At 71.2% G+C, this 16,728-nt stretch carries 13 protein-coding genes; 10 read left to right on the top strand and 3 right to left on the bottom strand.

Annotated elements, in window-relative coordinates; all coding sequences use genetic code 11:
- Positions 1-84 precede the first annotated feature (84 nt).
- Together ACZ6JS_RS04710 and ACZ6JS_RS04705 are read right to left on the bottom strand one after the other, a co-directional pair.
- Entirely contained in the window at positions 85-864 is a 780-nt protein-coding gene (locus ACZ6JS_RS04710; RefSeq protein WP_469296400.1) for a phosphatase, read from the bottom strand.
- Positions 865-962: 98 nt separating this feature from the next.
- Positions 963-1,541 (bottom strand): SACE_7040 family transcriptional regulator, encoded by a 579-nt coding sequence (locus tag ACZ6JS_RS04705; protein WP_469295763.1) that lies wholly within the window; start codon positions 1,539-1,541, stop codon positions 963-965.
- A 112-nt stretch (positions 1,542-1,653) separates the two neighbouring features.
- Here ACZ6JS_RS04705 and ACZ6JS_RS04700 point away from each other — a divergent pair, with 112 nt between their 5' ends.
- The 10 genes from ACZ6JS_RS04700 (at position 1,654) to ACZ6JS_RS04655 (ending at position 14,976) form a co-directional block, all read left to right on the top strand.
- On the top strand, positions 1,654-3,270 hold the full coding sequence (locus ACZ6JS_RS04700) for a carboxyl transferase domain-containing protein (protein ID WP_469295762.1): 1,617 nt from the start codon (positions 1,654-1,656) through the stop codon (positions 3,268-3,270).
- 23 nt (positions 3,271-3,293) lie between these two features.
- Complete coding sequence (locus ACZ6JS_RS04695) at positions 3,294-5,384, top strand: acetyl/propionyl/methylcrotonyl-CoA carboxylase subunit alpha (RefSeq protein WP_469295761.1); 2,091 nt, start codon at positions 3,294-3,296, stop codon at positions 5,382-5,384.
- 11 nt (positions 5,385-5,395) lie between these two features.
- On the top strand, positions 5,396-6,313 hold the full coding sequence (locus tag ACZ6JS_RS04690) for a hydroxymethylglutaryl-CoA lyase (RefSeq protein WP_469296398.1): 918 nt from the start codon (positions 5,396-5,398) through the stop codon (positions 6,311-6,313).
- Between the two features lie 7 nt (positions 6,314-6,320).
- On the top strand, positions 6,321-7,481 hold the full coding sequence (locus ACZ6JS_RS04685) for an acyl-CoA dehydrogenase family protein (RefSeq protein ID WP_469295760.1): 1,161 nt from the start codon (positions 6,321-6,323) through the stop codon (positions 7,479-7,481).
- 148 nt (positions 7,482-7,629) lie between these two features.
- On the top strand, positions 7,630-8,670 hold the full coding sequence (locus tag ACZ6JS_RS04680; RefSeq protein WP_469295759.1) for an ABC transporter substrate-binding protein: 1,041 nt from the start codon (positions 7,630-7,632) through the stop codon (positions 8,668-8,670).
- A 108-nt stretch (positions 8,671-8,778) separates the two neighbouring features.
- Positions 8,779-9,678 carry a siderophore-interacting protein gene (locus ACZ6JS_RS04675; protein ID WP_469295758.1) on the top strand — a complete coding sequence of 300 codons (900 nt, stop codon included), beginning with the start codon at positions 8,779-8,781 and terminating at the stop codon, positions 9,676-9,678.
- Between the two features lie 160 nt (positions 9,679-9,838).
- Entirely contained in the window at positions 9,839-11,329 is a 1,491-nt protein-coding gene (locus ACZ6JS_RS04670; RefSeq protein WP_469295757.1) for a pyridoxal phosphate-dependent decarboxylase family protein, read from the top strand.
- The gene (locus ACZ6JS_RS04665) at positions 11,313-12,614 is read left to right on the top strand and encodes a lysine N(6)-hydroxylase/L-ornithine N(5)-oxygenase family protein (RefSeq protein WP_469295755.1); all 1,302 of its coding nucleotides are present in this window, start codon (positions 11,313-11,315) and stop codon (positions 12,612-12,614) included. Before ACZ6JS_RS04670 ends, ACZ6JS_RS04665 begins: the two co-directional genes overlap by 17 nt.
- Positions 12,611-13,198, top strand: coding sequence for a GNAT family N-acetyltransferase (locus ACZ6JS_RS04660; RefSeq protein WP_469295754.1), 588 nt, complete (start codon positions 12,611-12,613; stop codon positions 13,196-13,198). Before ACZ6JS_RS04665 ends, ACZ6JS_RS04660 begins: the two co-directional genes overlap by 4 nt.
- Positions 13,195-14,976, top strand: a complete 1,782-nt coding sequence (locus ACZ6JS_RS04655; RefSeq protein ID WP_469295752.1) for an IucA/IucC family protein — start codon at positions 13,195-13,197, stop codon at positions 14,974-14,976. The genes ACZ6JS_RS04660 and ACZ6JS_RS04655 overlap by 4 nt, the downstream gene beginning before the upstream one ends.
- A gap of 134 nt (positions 14,977-15,110) precedes the next feature.
- Here ACZ6JS_RS04655 and ACZ6JS_RS04650 read toward each other — a convergent pair whose 3' ends face one another.
- Entirely contained in the window at positions 15,111-16,691 is a 1,581-nt protein-coding gene (locus ACZ6JS_RS04650) for a beta-N-acetylhexosaminidase (protein WP_469295751.1), read from the bottom strand.
- Between the last annotated feature and the right edge of the window lie 37 nt (positions 16,692-16,728).

Here is a 16,728-nt window from a genome sequence, read left to right as displayed (position 1 = left end):
AGCGGACGCCGTCGGGAGCGGGCGGCAGGACCCCGGCCCGGCGGATGCCGGCCAGGGCTCGCGGCCGTCTGCACGGCTGCGCCGTCAGCTCAGGCCAGCCGCGTGCAGCAGGTACGCCACCAGCGGGTCGTAGTAGCGCGGGTCGCGGACGTGGTCGTCCAGGGGGACCGCCACCTGGAGGGTGCCCTCGGCCTCGCCGAGGAAGAGCGCCGGGTCGTTGCAGTCGGCGTAGCCCACGGCGTCCAGGCCGCGCTGGGCCGCGCAGCCCGCCCAGCCGTGGTCGGCGACGACCAGGTCGGGCTGGGGGCGGCCCGAAGCCGTCAGGCCGTCCAGGATCGCGGCCATCGGCGCCGGCGAATGGGTGTGCCACAGCGTCGCGCCCCGCTCCAGGACCGCGACGTCCGCGAACTGCCACACCGAGCCCTCGTCCGCCACCAGGCCCTGCGGGATCACCACGATCTCGCAGCCCGCGGCGCGCAGGGCCGCCGCTGTGGCCCGGTGGACGTCCAGCAGGCCGCCCGGGTGGCCGGTGGCCAGCAGCACGCTCTGCCGGTCGGCCGCCGCCTTGCGCAGGCGCGCGGCCAGCCGGTCCAGGCCCGCCACCGTCAGCTCGGGGTCGATGGTGTCCTGGCCGTGGCGGAACTCCGGGTCGTCCACGACGCCGCAGCGCTCCGCCATCACCGCGAGGACGTCCTGCTCGTCGCTCCAGCGGTCGCCCAGTTCCAGGCCGAGCCAGTAGTGCCGGTCGCCGTTGGCGAGCTTGCGGTAGTGGGAGAGGTTGTTCTCGCGCGGCGTCGCGACCTGCCCCGCGATCCGCGTACGGACCAGATGGTCGATGAGTTCGGCGCGGTTCGGCGTTTCAATAGATCGGTCGGACGTCTCTATCGGCTTCGGCATGGGGGCCATTCTGCCGCCGCCGGGGCGGAGGCGGCGCGTCCATTCCGGTCGGCGGACGCCCCGGGTCATGCCGACAGCGCCCCGAAGGCGCCGTGCGCGAGCCTGCGCAGCAGCGACTCGACGGCCTCCCGGCCGAGGGCCGCCAGGTGCGGGGTGGAGTTGAGCAGGCCGAAGACCGCGTGCACGGCGACCCGTACCTCCGCCTCGTTCACCTCGGGGTGCAGCTCCCGTACGACCTCCACCCACAGCTCCACGTACTGGCGCTGCAGCTGCCGCACGAGCTTGCGGTCGGCCTCGCGCAGCCGGTCGAGCTCGCGGTCGTGCACGGTGATCAGCGCCCGGTCGTCGAGTGCGAAGTCGATGTGGCCGTCGATGAGGGAGGACAGGACGCGGCCCGGGTCGCCCGCCGCCTCCGCCACCCGGTGGCGGCCTCCGGTCAGCAGCCGCTCGCTGATGCCGACGAGCAGCTCGGCGAGCATGGCGTCCTTGCCCGCGAAGTGCCGGTACAGGCCGGGGCCGCTGATGCCCACGGCGGCCCCTATCTCGTCCACGCCGACGCCGTGGAACCCGCGCGCTGCGAAGAGGCGGGCGGCCTCGCTGAGGATCTGCTCGCGTCGGGTCGGGGCGGCCGCTCTGGTGCTCATGGGAAACCATTCTAGACAGGGCCGTTAGCGGTCGTTAACCTGAGCGGTAGATGCGTTAACGCTTATTAACAACGTGTACCGAGCAAGTGGAACGAGCAAGGGAGCTCGACCGATGCAGCAGGCACCAGTGCTGACGAGCGCCGCGGACCCGGCGTCCGAGGCCTGGCGGACCAACGAGGCCGCCCACCGCGAGCTGACCGAGGGCCTGCGCGCCCGGCTCGACACGGCCCGGCTCGGCGGCGGCGAGAAGGCCCGCGCCCGCCACACCGCCCGCGGAAAGCTCCTCCCGCGCGACCGCGTGGACACCCTCCTCGACCCGGGCTCCCCCTTCCTGGAGCTGGCGCCGCTGGCCGCCGAGGGCATGTACGGGGGCGCCGCCCCCGCCGCCGGGGTCATCGCGGGCATCGGCCGGGTCAGCGGCCGCGAGTGCGTGATCGTCGCGAACGACGCCACCGTCAAGGGCGGCACGTACTACCCGATGACCGTCAAGAAGCACCTGCGCGCCCAGGAAGTGGCTCTGGAGAATCGTCTCCCCTGCCTCTACCTGGTCGACTCGGGCGGCGCCTTCCTGCCGATGCAGGACGAGGTCTTCCCCGACCGGGAGCACTTCGGCCGCATCTTCTACAACCAGGCCCGCATGTCGGGCGCCGGCATCCCGCAGATCGCCGCCGTCCTCGGCTCCTGCACCGCGGGCGGGGCGTACGTACCGGCCATGAGCGACGAGGCCGTCATCGTCCGCAACCAGGGCACGATCTTCCTCGGCGGCCCGCCGCTGGTGAAGGCCGCGACCGGCGAGGTCGTCACGGCCGAGGAGCTCGGTGGCGGCGAGGTCCACTCCCGCGTCTCCGGCGTGACCGACCACCTCGCGGAGGACGACGCGCACGCGCTGCGGATCGTACGGAACATCGTGGCGACCCTGCCCGAGCGCGGGGCCCTGCCCTGGGCGGTCGAGGCCCCCGAGGAGCCGAAGGTGGATCCGGCCGGGCTGTACGGCGCGGTCCCCGTCGACTCGCGCACCCCCTACGACGCCCGCGAGATCATCGCGCGGATCACGGACGGCTCCCGCTTCCAGGAGTTCAAGTCCGAGTTCGGCCAGACGCTGGTCACCGGCTTCGCCCGGATCCACGGGCACCCGGTCGGGATCATCGCGAACAACGGCATCCTGTTCGCCGAATCCGCGCAGAAGGGCGCCCACTTCATCGAGCTGTGCGACCAGCGCGGCATCCCGCTCCTCTTCCTCCAGAACATCTCGGGCTTCATGGTCGGCCGCGACTACGAGGCGGGCGGCATCGCCAAGCACGGCGCCAAGATGGTCACGGCCGTGGCCTGCGCCCGGGTCCCGAAGCTGACCGTGGTCGTCGGCGGCTCGTACGGGGCCGGCAACTACTCGATGTGCGGGCGGGCGTACTCGCCGCGCTTCCTGTGGATGTGGCCCAACGCCAAGATCTCCGTCATGGGCGGCGAGCAGGCGGCCTCGGTCCTCGCGACGGTCAAGCGCGACCAGATCGAGGGCGCCGGCCAGGAGTGGCCGGCCGAGGACGAGGAGGCCTTCAAGGCCCCGGTCCGCGCCCAGTACGAGGAGCAGGGCAACGCCTACTACGCCACGGCGCGGCTGTGGGACGACGGGGTCATCGACCCCATGGAGACCCGGCAGGTGCTGGGGCTGGCCCTGACCGCGTGCGCGAACGCCCCGCTGGGCGACTCGGGCTTCGGCATCTTCCGTATGTGACGTGTGACGTGAGGACCTCACTGATGTTCAGCACTGTTCTGGTCGCCAACCGCGGCGAGATCGCGGTCCGGGTCATCCGCACCCTGCGGGAGCTCGGCATCCGCTCCGTGGCCGTCTTCAGCGACGCCGACGCGGACGCCCGGCACGTACGGGAGGCCGACACGGCCGTCCGGATCGGCCCGGCGGCGGCCGCCGAGAGCTACCTCTCGGTGGAGAAGCTCCTGGATGCCGCGAAGCGGACGGGCGCCGAGGCCGTCCACCCCGGCTACGGCTTCCTCGCCGAGAACGCGGCCTTCGCGCAGGCCTGCACGGACGCCGGCCTGGCCTTCATCGGGCCGCCCGCCTCCGCGATCTCCCTCATGGGCGACAAGATCCGCGCCAAGGAGACGGTGAAGGCGGCGGGCGTGCCCGTGGTCCCGGGCTCCTCGGGCAGCGGCCTGACCGACGCCGAACTCGTCGCGGCTGCCTCGGAGATCGGCATGCCGGTCCTGCTGAAGCCCTCGGCGGGCGGCGGCGGCAAGGGCATGCGCCTGGTCCGGGACGAGGCGGTGCTGGCCGAGGAGATCGCGGCCGCCCGCCGCGAGGCGCGCTCCTCCTTCGGAGACGACACCCTGCTGGTCGAGCGGTGGGTGGACCGGCCCCGGCACATCGAGATCCAGGTCCTGGCGGACTCCCACGGCAACGTGGTGCACCTGGGCGAGCGCGAGTGCTCGCTCCAGCGCCGGCACCAGAAGGTCATCGAGGAGGCCCCCTCGGTCCTGCTCGACGAGAAGACCCGCGCCGCGATGGGCGCGGCGGCGGTCGACGCGGCCCGCTCCTGCGGGTACGTCGGCGCGGGCACGGTGGAGTTCATCGTCCCGGGCGGCGACCCGGCCTCCTATTACTTCATGGAGATGAACACCCGTCTCCAGGTCGAGCATCCGGTGACGGAGCTGATCACCGGCCTGGACCTGGTGGAGCTCCAGCTGCAGGTCGCCGCCGGCGGGGCGCTGCCCGTCACCCAGGACGACATCCGGCTGACCGGGCACGCCATCGAGGCCCGCGTCTGCGCGGAGGACCCGGCGCGCGGCTTCCTGCCGTCCGGCGGTACGGTCCTGGCGCTGTCGGAGCCGTCGGGCGGTGCGGTCCGCACGGACTCCGGCCTGACGGCGGGCGTGCCGGTGGGCTCGACGTACGACCCGATGCTGTCGAAGGTCATCGTCCACGGCCCCGACCGCGCCACCGCACTGCGCCTGCTGCGCGGGGCCCTGGCCGACACGGTGATCCTGGGCGTCCAGACGAACGCCGGCTTCCTGCGGCGCCTGCTCGCCCACCCCGATGTGGTGTCGGGCGACCTGGACACCGGGCTGGTCGAGCGCGACCTCTCCGGTCTCCTCCCCGACGGCGTCCCGCTGGAGGTGTACGCCACCGCAGCCCTGCTGGCGCAGGGCCCCCAGGCTCTGCCCGGACCCGCGACTCAAACGCCGGCGAGGCCGGGTGGGTGGGTCGATCCGTTCGGCGCCGCCAACGGCTGGCGCCTGGGCGGCACCCCCGCCTGGACATTCCACCACTTCCGCCTCCCGGGCCAGGAGCCGGTGGAGGTCCGCACCCGCCCCCTGGGCGGGGACACCGAGGTCCTCGTTTCCGACCCCGCCGGGGCAGATTCAGCCTCGCCGGCGATTGAGGCGCGGGGTCCGGGGCAGGGCCCCGGCACACCGGCCCGCGGCCGGATCGTCACGTGCACCCAGGACACCGTCACCGTCGAACTCGACGGCGTCACGCACCGCTTCAGCCACGCCACCTCCCCGGAGGGGACCTGGCTCGGCCGTGACGGCGACTCCTGGCACGTGCAGCACCACGACCCGGTCGTCGCGAACCTCAGCGGCGCCGGCCGCTCCGGCGCCGACACCCTCGCGGCCCCCATGCCCGGCACCGTCACCGTCGTCAAGGTGGCCGTCGGCGACAAGGTGACGGCCGGTCAGAGCCTGCTGGTCGTCGAGGCGATGAAGATGGAGCACGTCATCTCCGCCCCGCACGCCGGCACGGTCACCGAGCTGGACGTCTCGCCCGGCACCACCGTGGCCATGGACCAGGTCCTGGCCGTCGTCACCGCGGACGAGGAGGAGGGCGCGTGATCGGGCTGCCCATGAGTGTCCCGGCCCCCGGCCTGCCGGCCCGGGTCCGCATCCACGAGGTCGGCGCCCGCGACGGCCTGCAGAACGAGAGGACGGCCGTCCCCACGGAGGTCAAGGCGGAGTTCGTGCGCCGCCTCGCCGCCTCGGGCCTGACCACCATCGAGGCCACCAGCTTCGTGCACCCCAAGTGGGTGCCCCAGCTGGCCGACGCCGAGCAGCTCTTCCCGCTGCTCGCCGACGTGGACGCCGACCTGCCCGTCCTCGTGCCGAACGAGCGCGGCCTGGACCGCGCGCTCGCGCTCGGGGCCACCCGTATCGCGGTGTTCGGCTCGGCCACGGAGACGTTCGCCTCCCGCAACCTCAACCGCACCGTCGCCGAGTCCCTCGCGATGTTCGAGCCGGTCGTGGCCCGCGCCAGGGAGGGCGGGGCGCACGTGCGCGGCTATCTGTCCATGTGCTTCGGCGACCCCTGGGAGGGCGCCGTCCCGGTCCACCAGGTCGTCTCCGTGGCCAAGGCCCTGCTCGACCTCGGCTGCGACGAACTGAGCCTCGGCGACACGATCGGCGTCGCCACCCCGGGCCATGTCCAGGCCCTGCTCTCCGCGCTGAACGAGGCCGGTGTCCCCACCGGCCGCATCGGCGTGCACTTCCACGACACCTACGGCCAGGCCCTGTCCAACACCCTCGCCGCGCTCCAGCACGGCGTGACCACCGTCGACGCCTCCGCGGGCGGCCTCGGCGGATGCCCGTACGCGAAGAGCGCCACGGGCAACCTCGCGACCGAGGACCTGGTGTGGATGCTCGACGGTCTCGGCATCGAGACCGGGGTCGATCTGGCCGCCCTCACCGCCACGAGCGTGTGGATGGCCGAACAGCTGGGGCGACCCAGCCCCTCCCGTACCGTCCGCGCCCTCTCCCACAAGGAGTAGTCACACCATGTCCCTCGACCACCGGCTCACCCCTGAGCACGAGGAACTCCGCCGCACCGTCGAGGCGTTCGCCCACGACGTCGTCGCCCCGAAGATCGGCGACCTGTACGAGCGGCACGAGTTCCCCTACGAGATCGTCGCCGAGATGGGACGCATGGGCCTGTTCGGCCTGCCCTTCCCGGAGGAGTACGGCGGCATGGGCGGGGACTACCTCGCTCTGGGCATCGCCCTGGAGGAGCTGGCCCGCGTCGACTCCTCGGTCGCCATCACCCTGGAGGCCGGTGTCTCCCTCGGCGCCATGCCCCTCTACCTCTTCGGCACCGAGGAGCAGAAGCGCCAGTGGCTGCCGAAGCTGTGCTCCGGCGAGGTGCTGGGCGCCTTCGGTCTGACGGAGCCCGGCGCGGGCTCGGACGCCGGCGGCACCCGCACGACCGCCGTCAAGGACGGCGACGAGTGGGTCATCAACGGCTCGAAGTGCTTCATCACCAACTCCGGTACGGACATCACCGGCCTGGTCACCGTCACAGCCGTGACGGGCCGCAGGGCGGACGGCCGCCCGGAGATCTCCTCGATCATCGTCCCGTCCGGCACCCCGGGCTTCACGGTGGCCGCCCCCTACTCCAAGGTGGGCTGGAACTCCTCCGACACCCGTGAGCTGTCCTTCGACGACGTCCGGGTCCCGCTCGCGAACCTGGTGGGCGAGGAGGGCCGCGGCTACGCCCAGTTCCTGCGGATCCTCGACGAGGGCCGGATCGCCATCTCCGCGCTCGCGACGGGCCTCGCGCAGGGCTGTGTGGACGAGTCGGTGAAGTACGCCAGGGAGCGCCACGCCTTCGGCAAGGCGATCGGCGACAACCAGGCCATCCAGTTCAAGTTGGCCGACATGGAGATGCGCGCGCACATGGCCCGTATCGGCTGGCGCGACGCGGCCTCCCGGCTGGTGGCCGGCGAGCCGTTCAAGAAGGAGGCGGCGATCGCGAAGCTGTACTCCTCGACGGTGGCCGTGGACAACGCCCGTGACGCGACGCAGATCCACGGCGGGTACGGATTCATGAACGAGTACCCGGTGGCGCGAATGTGGCGGGACTCCAAGATCCTGGAGATCGGCGAGGGCACCAGTGAGGTCCAGCGCATGCTGATCGCCCGCGAGCTGGGCTTCGCCGGCTAGCACCAACGCCCGTGCGAGTGCGGGTGAGGGGAGGGGGCCCGAAAAAAACTTAGGGCCCCCTTACCGTTTTCGGCCAAGGTTAGGCTAACCTTCCCCACGAACGGCACGCTGGTGGCCGCCCCGGTACGCACGAAAACGGACATCGATTATGCCCAAGTCCCGCAACATCTCCTTCACCCGTCGCGGCTTCATCGCCGCGGGCGGCGCCCTCGGTCTCGTCGCCACGCTCGCCGCGTGCGGCGGCACCGACACGGCGAAGGGTGACGGTGACAAGGGCAGCACCGCCGCCGCGTCCTCCGGTCCCTGGACCTTCAAGGACGACCTCGGCAAGGACGTCAGCACCAAGTCCACGCCGAAGAACATCGTGGCCTTCACCGGCACCGCCGCCGCGCTGTACGACTACGGCGTCTCGGTCAAGGGCGTCTTCGGCCCGACGAAGACCGCCGACGGCAAGCCCGACGTCCAGGCCGGCTCGATGGACATCTCCAAGGTCGAGATCCTCGGCAACGTCTACGACGAGTTCAACGTCGAGAAGTACGCCGCCCTCCAGCCCGACCTGCTCGTCACCAACACCTGGGACGGCTCGTACTGGTACGTGCCCGAGGCCTCCAAGGACAAGATCCTGAAGCTGGCCCCGGCCGCCGCGATCGGCGTCGGCGGCAACGTCTCGATGGACAAGGCCCTGGAGCGCACGGCGGACCTCGCCAAGGCGCTGGGTGCCGACATGAACGCCAAGGCCGCCGTCGACGGCAAGGCCCGCTTCGAGGCCGCGGCCGCCAAGGTCCGCGAGGCCACCAAGGCCAACCCGGGCATCAAGGTCCTGGTCGGCTCCGGCTCCGCCGACCTGTTCTACGCCTCCACCCCGGACACCTCTGCGGACCTGAAGTACTTCAAGTCCCTGGGCGTCGAGTTCATCACCCCGGAGAAGCTCGACGAGGGCGGCTTCTTCGAGAGCCTGAGCTGGGAGAACGCCGGCAAGTACAAGGCCGACCTCGTGCTCCTCGACAACCGCACCGGCACCCTGCAGCCGGAGGAGCTGAAGGCCAAGGCCACCTGGGCCGAGATGCCCGCCGTGAAGGCCGGCCAGGTCGCCCCGCGCACCACCGAGCCGATCTTCTCGTACGACAAGTGCGCGCAGATCCTCGAGGACCTCGCGAAGGCCGTCCAGAACGCCAAGAAGGTCGCCTGACCCACGCGCGGCGCCCGGTGACCCCGGGCGCCCCGCCTCCAGGGCGTGTCCACGCGGGCACGCCCTGGGCATGTCTCAGGCCGTACCGAATTCCAGGGGGACATCCGCATGACCGTCACCGCGTCCGACGCCCCGGCCGTGGCGCACTTCCGCTTCTTCACGCTCGAAGTGCTCCGCACGCGCCGCCTCGGCCACTCGTTCCTGCGGGTCACGTTCGGCGGCGAGTCCCTGGCGGACTTCCGTTCGGGCGGCTTCGACCAGAGCCTGTCGCTCTTCCTTCCCCCGTCCGACCAGGAGCACACCGTGCTCCCGTCCACGGACGAGGACACCTGGTTCGCCGCCTGGCGCGGCATGCCGGACGAGGAGCGGCCGGTGATGCGCTCCTACACCGTGCGCGAGCAGCGCCGCGACGAGGAGGGCGCCGTCGAGGTCGACATCGACTTCGTCCTGCACGGGGACGCCTCCCCCGCTTCCCGCTGGGCCGGGCGGGCGGCCGCCGGGCGCCGGATCCTGGCGATCGGCCCGGCCGTCGCCGAGAACAAGTCCGTGCGCTTCCAGGCCCCGGACGACGCGGACGCCGTCTGGATGTACGCGGACGAGACCGCCCTGCCGGCCGCGGCCGGGATCCTGGACCGGCTGCCGCCGGGCACCCGGGTCCGGGCCTGGTTCGAGGTCCCGCACGAGGACGACCGGCTCGAACTCGACACGCCCGCCGACGTGGACATCACGTGGATCGTGCGCGAGGGCGACGGCCGGGAGCGGACCGGACGGGTGCTGGACGCGCTCCGCTCGGCGCAGCCGTCGGACGCCGAAGCCCCGTACGTGTGGCTGGCCGGCGAGGCCGGCACCGTTCGCGCGGTGCGCCGCCACTTCGTGCAGGAACGATCCGTCGACCGCCGCTCGGTGCGCTTCACCGGCTACTGGCGGCTCGGCGCGAGCGAGGAGCAGCTCCTCGCGGAGGCGTACGCGGGCAAGGCCCCCAGCGAGGACCCGGCCTCCGAGCTGTAGGGGTGTCTCCCGGTCAGCTCCGCCTGGCTCCACGGCAGTTCGAGATGGGCCCTGGTCGAAACCGGGGCCCATCCTCATTTGGCCATTCCGTTTAGGTTAGGCTAACCTAAACACCACCCACCCCACCCTCCCCTTCTCCCCCCTGCCCGGAGGAAAGTTGATGCGCCAGCATCTGCTGAACGAGACGACCGCGGATATCTACCGCCGTTCTGTCACCGAGGGCGTCGACCGCGTCGCCGCCAAGCTCGCCACCACCGAACGGCCCCACACGGGCATATCCGTCGACGAACTCGCTCCGGTCATCGACGGGATCGACCTCGACACCCCGCTCGGCGACTCCTCCGCAGCGCTCGCCGAGCTGGAGGACGTCTACCTCCGCGACGCCGTCTACTTCCACCACCCGCGCTACCTGGGCCACCTCAACTGCCCGGTCGTCATCCCCGCGGTGGTCGGCGAGGCCGTCATGGCCGCCGTCAACTCCTCCCTCGACACCTGGGACCAGTCCATCGGCGGCACGCTCATCGAGCGCCGCCTCATCGACTGGACCACGCGCCGCATCGGCCTCGGGGAGAAGGCGGACGGCATCTTCACCTCCGGTGGCAGCCAGTCCAACTTCCACGCCCTGCTGCTGGCCCGCGACGAGGCCTGCCGCACCGTCATGAAGCGCGCCATGGACGCCGGGATCGGCCTGACCAAGGCCGAACTCCTGCCGAAGCTGCGCATCTTCACCTCCGAGGCCAGCCACTTCAGCGTGCAGAAGTCGGCCGCCATGCTCGGCCTGGGCTACGAGGCCGTCATCTCCGTCCCCGTGGACCGCAACCGGCGGATGGACACCTCCGTGCTCGCGCTGGAACTGGAGAACTGCGCCGCCGAGGGCCTCTTCCCCATGGCCGTCGTCGCCACCGCCGGCACCACGGACTTCGGGTCCATCGACCCGCTCCCCGAGATCGCCCGCCTGACCGCCGAGCACTCCGCGTGGATGCACGTGGACGCCGCCTACGGCTGCGGGCTGCTGGTCTCCCCCACCCGCCGGCACCTCCTCGAGGGCATCGAGCACGCCGACTCGGTCACGGTCGACTACCACAAGTCGTTCTTCCAGCCGGTGAGCTCCAGCGCGATGCTGGTCCGCGACCGCGACACCCTCAAGCACGCCACCTACCACGCGGACTACCTCAACCCGCGGCGCATGGCAGAGGAGCGGATCCCGAACCAGGTCGACAAGTCCATCCAGACCACGCGCCGCTTCGACGCCCTCAAGCTCTGGATGACGCTGCGCATCATGGGCGCGGACGGCGTCGGCTCCCTCTTCGACGAGGTCATCGACCTGGCCGCCGCCGGCTACGGCATCATCGCGGCGGACCCGCGCTTCGAGGTCGTCGTCGAGCCGCAGATCTCCACCCTCGTCTTCCGCTTCCTGCCCGGCGACGACGTTCCGGCGGAACTCCTCGACGAGGCCCAGCTCCACGCCCGCAAGGCGCTCTTCGCCTCCGGCGAGGCCGTCGTCGCCGGCACCAAGGTGGACGGGAAGCAGTACCTGAAGTTCACCCTCCTCAACCCGCAGACCACGACGGCCGACATCGCTGCCGTCCTCGACCTCCTCGCCGCACACGCCGAGCAGTTCCTGGGAGAATCCCTTGCCGTCCACCACTGAGCCCCACGACTTCATCGGCATCGGCCTCGGTCCCTTCAACCTGGGTCTGGCCTGCCTGACCGCGCCGATCGCCGAGCTGAGCGGCCTGTTCATCGAGTCGAAGCCGCACTTCGAGTGGCACGCGGGGATGTTCCTGGACGGCGCGCACCTGCAGACGCCCTTCATGTCGGACCTGGTCACCCTGGCCGACCCGACGTCGCCGTTCTCGTTCCTGAACTACCTGAAGGACCAGGACCGGCTGTACTCCTTCTACATCCGGGAGAACTTCTACCCGCTGCGCGCCGAGTACAACGACTACTGCCGCTGGGCCGCCGACCGCCTCGACAACGTCCTGTACTCGACGTCCGTCACCGAGGTCGCCTACGACGAGGCCGCCGGCCTCTACGAGGTCCGCACCGACAAGGGCGAGACCCACCGCGCCCGCCGCCTGGTCCTGGGCACCGGCACCACGCCGTACGTCCCGGAGGCCTGCGCCGGCCTCGGCGGCGACTTCCTGCACAACGCCGCCTACATGCCGAACAAGGCGGAGCTGCAGAAGAAGAAGTCCATCACGCTGGTCGGCTCCGGCCAGAGCGCCGCGGAGATCTACTACGACCTCCTCGCCGAGATCGACGTGTACGGCTACCAGCTCAACTGGGTCACGCGCTCCCCGCGCTTCTTCCCGCTGGAGTACACCAAGCTGACGCTGGAGATGACCTCCCCCGAGTACGTGGACTACTTCCACGCCCTCCCGGAGGACACCCGCTACCGGCTGGAGACCCAGCAGAAGAACCTCTTCAAGGGCATCGACGGCGACCTGATCAACGCCATCTTCGACCTGCTCTACCAGAAGAAGATCACCATGCCGGGCGCGGTGCCCACGACCCTGCTGACGAACACCTCGCTGAACGGCGCGGCGTACGACACCACCACGGGCACCTACACCCTGGGGCTGCGCCAGGAGGAGCAGGAGCGGGACTTCTCCCTCCGCACCGAGGGCCTGGTCCTGGCCACCGGCTACAAGTACCGGACGCCCGACTTCCTGAACCCGGTGCGCGACCGCCTCAACTTCGACGGCCGCGGGCGCCTGGACGCCGCCCGCAACTACAGCGTCGACACCGCGGGACGCGAGGTGTACCTCCAGAACGGCACCACCCACAACCACTCCCTGACCTCCCCCGACCTGGGCATGGCCGCGTACCGCAACGCGTACATCGTCGGTGAGCTGCTCGGCCGCGAGTACTACAAGGTCGAGAAGTCCATCGCGTTCCAGCAGTTCGCCGCCCCGGAAGGCACCCACGCATGAGCACCACCGACACCCTCTACTCCCGGACCGACTCCGTCCTCGGGGACTTCGCGATCCGCCCGCTGGACCCCTTCGCGGACGCGGAGCTGCTCCACGGCTGGGTCACGCACCCCAAGGCCTCGTTCTGGATGATGCAGGACGCCTCGCTGCCCGACGTCGAGCGCGAGTACATGCGCATCACGGCGCACGAGCACCACCAGGCCTACATCGGCCTGCACGAGGGCCGCCCGGCCTTCCTGATGGAGACCTACGACCCGAGCGAGCTGGAACTGGTCGGCCTGTACGACGCCCAGCCGGGCGACGTCGGCATGCACTTCCTCGTCGCGCCCAGCGACCGGCCGCTGCACGGCTTCACCCGCGCGGTCATCACGACCGTCATGGCCGCGATCTTCGCCGACCCGGCCACTGTGCGCGTCGTCGTCGAGCCGGACGTCGCCAACACCGCCGTGCACGCCCTGAACGCGGTCGTCGGCTTCGTGCCGGAGCGCCAGGTCACCAAGCCGGAGAAGGAAGCGCTGCTGAGCTTCTGCACCCGCGCGCAGTTCGAGGCCGCCACCGGCATCGTCCAGGGGGTGTCGATATGAGCCTCACCGACGCCGTCTCCCACCTCTCCCCCGAGCTGTGGGCCCGCGCCAACCGCGCCCTGGTCCGCAAGGCCCTCGCCGAGTTCGCGCACGAGCGCCTGCTGACCCCCGTGTCCCTCGGCGGCGACCGCTACTCGGTCGTCTCCGACGACGGCGCGGTGGAGTACCGCTTCGAAGCCACCCGCCAGGTCCTGGACCACTGGTCGGTGGACGAGGCCGCCATCACCCGGCTGCGGGACGGGCAGTCGCTGCCGCTGGACGCCCTCGACTTCCACATCGAGTTCCAGCAGACCCTGGGGCTGAGCGCGGAGGTCCTGCCGGTCTACCTGGAGGAGATCTCCTCCACCCTGGCGGGCTCGGCCTTCAAGTACACCAAGCCGCAGATCCCCGCCGGCGTGCTGGCCAAGTCCTCCTTCCAGGACATCGAGACCGGCATGACCGAGGGCCACCCCTGCTTCGTCGCCAACAACGGCCGGCTCGGCTTCGGCGTGCACGAGTACCACGCGTACGCCCCCGAGGCCGCGAACCCGGTGCACCTGATCTGGGCCGCCGCGCACAAGGACGTCGCCACCTTCACGGCGGGCGCCGGCCTGGAGCACGACAGCTTCATGCGCGCCGAGCTGGGCGACGCCGCGGTCGACCTGTTCGCGGCGAAACTGCGCACCCTGGACCTGGACCCGGCGGACTACCTGCTCTTCCCGGTCCACCCCTGGCAGTGGTGGAACAAGACCACGATCACCTTCGCCGCCGAGATCGCCAACCGCCGGCTGGTCCTGCTCGGCGAGGGCGAGGACGCCTACCTCCCGCAGCAGTCGATCCGTACGTTCTTCAACACCACCACCCCGACCAAGCACTACGTCAAGACGGCCATCTCCGTCCTGAACATGGGCTTCATGCGGGGCCTGTCGGCCGCCTACATGGAGGCCACCCCCGCCATCAACGACTGGCTGCACCAGCTGATCGAGTCCGACGAGGTCCTGAAGTCCGTCGACTTCTCGATCATCCGCGAGCGCGCGGCGATCGGCTACCGGCACCTGCAGTACGAGCGCGCCACCGACCGCTACTCGCCGTACCGCAAGATGCTGGCCGCCCTGTGGCGCGAGTCCCCGGTGAACTCCCTCCGGGACGGCGAGCGCCTGGCCACCATGGCCTCGCTCCTCCACGTGGACGCCGAGGGCAAGTCGTTCGTCGGCGCCCTGATCGAGGAGTCCGGCCTCACCCCGGCCGAGTGGCTGAAGCCCTACCTGCGCGCCTACCTGCTGCCGCTGGTGCACTGCTTCTACCAGTACGACCTCGCGTACATGCCGCACGGCGAGAACACCATCCTGGTCATCAAGGACGGCGTCGTTCAGCGTGCGATCTTCAAGGACATCGCCGAGGAGATCGTCATCATGGACGCGGACGCGGTGCTGCCGCCCGCGGTCGAGCGGATCCGGGCGGACGTCCCGGAGGACATGAAGCTGCTGTCGATCTTCACCGACGTCTTCGACTGCTTCTTCCGCTTCCTGTCCTCCATCCTCGTCACGGAGGGCATCTGCACCGAGGAGACCTTCTGGCAGGCCGTGGCCGACTGCGCCCACGACTACCAGGAGTCGATGCCGGCCCTCACGGAGAAGTTCGAGCGCTACGACTTCTTCGCGGAGGAGTTCCAGCTGTCCTGCCTCAACCGCCTCCAGCTGCGCAACAACAAGCAGATGGTCGACCTCTCCGACCCGTCCGCGGCGCTCCAGCTGGTCGGCAACCTCAAGAACCCCGTCGCGGCCTTCGCCCGGCGGTGAGACACGGGGCGGGGGAGGTGCCGATACGGTCCCTCGGCGCCTCCCCCGCACCGACCGTGTGACGGCGTGACCGCGAAGTCAGAAGGCCCTCTTCGCGGTCACGCCTTCGCCGTGTCCCGGCGACGGCATCGCGTTCACCGCGCCCACGGAACATCCGGGGCCCGGAAGAAGCCGATGTCCTGGGCGTCCAGGCGGGGTTCCTGTGCAGCGAGGCGGCGGCTGTACGCGGTCCAGTCGAGGGCGGCGGCCGGTGACCAGCCCAGCTCCGCCAGGCCCAGCACCCTCGGGAACGCCATCAGCTCCCATTCGGCCCGCGTGGCGACGTTCTCCGTCCACAGCGGGGCCTCCACCCCGAGCACCGCGGACTCCGGCACCCCGGCCAGGTAGGCCCCCGGGTTCCAGGAGTACGACCGCGCCACCGGGACATGGCCCGCCCAGGACAGCCCCGGCTTCGTCTCCGCCGCGTACTTCATGTCCAGGTACACCCGGTCCGCCGGCGAAAGGATCAGCGGGTGCCCGGCCTTCGCCGCCGACGCCACGGCCGACCGGTCCGCGGCCGAGGTCTTGTCGTGGCCCCAGTACTGCAGGACCGCGCCCGCCGCCGGCCGCGCCGACGCCAGCTGGTGCCAGGCCACCACCGTCTTGCCGTGGCGGCCCACCACCTCCTGCGCCCGGTCCATGAAGGCCGCGTAGTCCGCCGCCGGCGTCGCGTGCGCCTCGTCGCCTCCGATGTGCAGGTAGCGGCCGGGCGTCAGCTCCGCCAGTTCGCCGAGCACCTCGTCGACGAACTCGTACGTCCGCTCCTTCGCCACGCACAGCGAGCTGAAGCCGACCTTGATCCCGGTGTACCGGGGCGGCGCCTTCCCGTCGCAGTTCAGCTCGGCGTAGGAGGCGAGCGCCGCGTGGGTGTGCCCCGGCATGTCGATCTCGGGGACCACGTCCACGTACCGCTCGCCCGCGTAGGCCACCAGCTCGCGGTACTCCTCCTTCGTCCAGTGGCCGCCCGGCCCGCCGCCGACCTCGCCGGCACCCCCGTACTGCGCCAGCCGAGGCCAGGAGTCGATCGCCAGGCGCCACCCCTGGTCGTCGGTGAGGTGCACGTGGAGGGTGTTGATCTTGTACTGGGCGAGCTGGTCCACGTACCGCTTCACCTGTTCCACGGTGAAGAAGTGCCGCGCGATGTCGACCATGGCCCCCCGGTAGGCGAAGCGCGGCCGGTCGGTGACCGTGCCGCCCGGTACCGTCCCGGGCCCGGCCACGGGCACCAGCTGGCGCAGGGTCTGGCCCGCGCGGAAGAGTCCGGCCGGGGTCCGCGCGACGAGGTCGACCCCGCGCGGGCCGGACGTCAGCCGGTAGCCCTCCTCCCCGACCACCTCGGCCTCCGCGGCGATCCTGAGCCGGATCCCGTCCCCCCGGGCCCCCTCGACCACCGGCAGCGGCAGGCCGCTCGGGCCGCGCAGCTGCTCCGCGAGGAGCTCGCCGACCCGGCGGACCTCCTCTCCCGCGCCAGGCCCCGTACGTACGACCGTGCCGGGCCCGAAGGCGTAGCCGGGGCCCGAGGCCCGCGCGGAGACGGGCGCCGGCAGGAGCCGTTCGAAGGGGGCGAGGGCCGCGGGCGGGTCGTCACCGGCGCTCGCGTCGTCGCCGTGGGCGGCCGTGCAGGAGACGGCACCGAGGACGAGGAGGGTGCCGAGCGCGCGTCGCAGGACTCTCATGTGCCCAGGTATAGGCCAACTGGCCTGCCGTGCACGA

It is taken from the genome of Streptomyces sp. NPDC046349, assembly GCF_055587885.1.
This window is presented reverse-complemented; position numbering and strand designations above follow the sequence as displayed.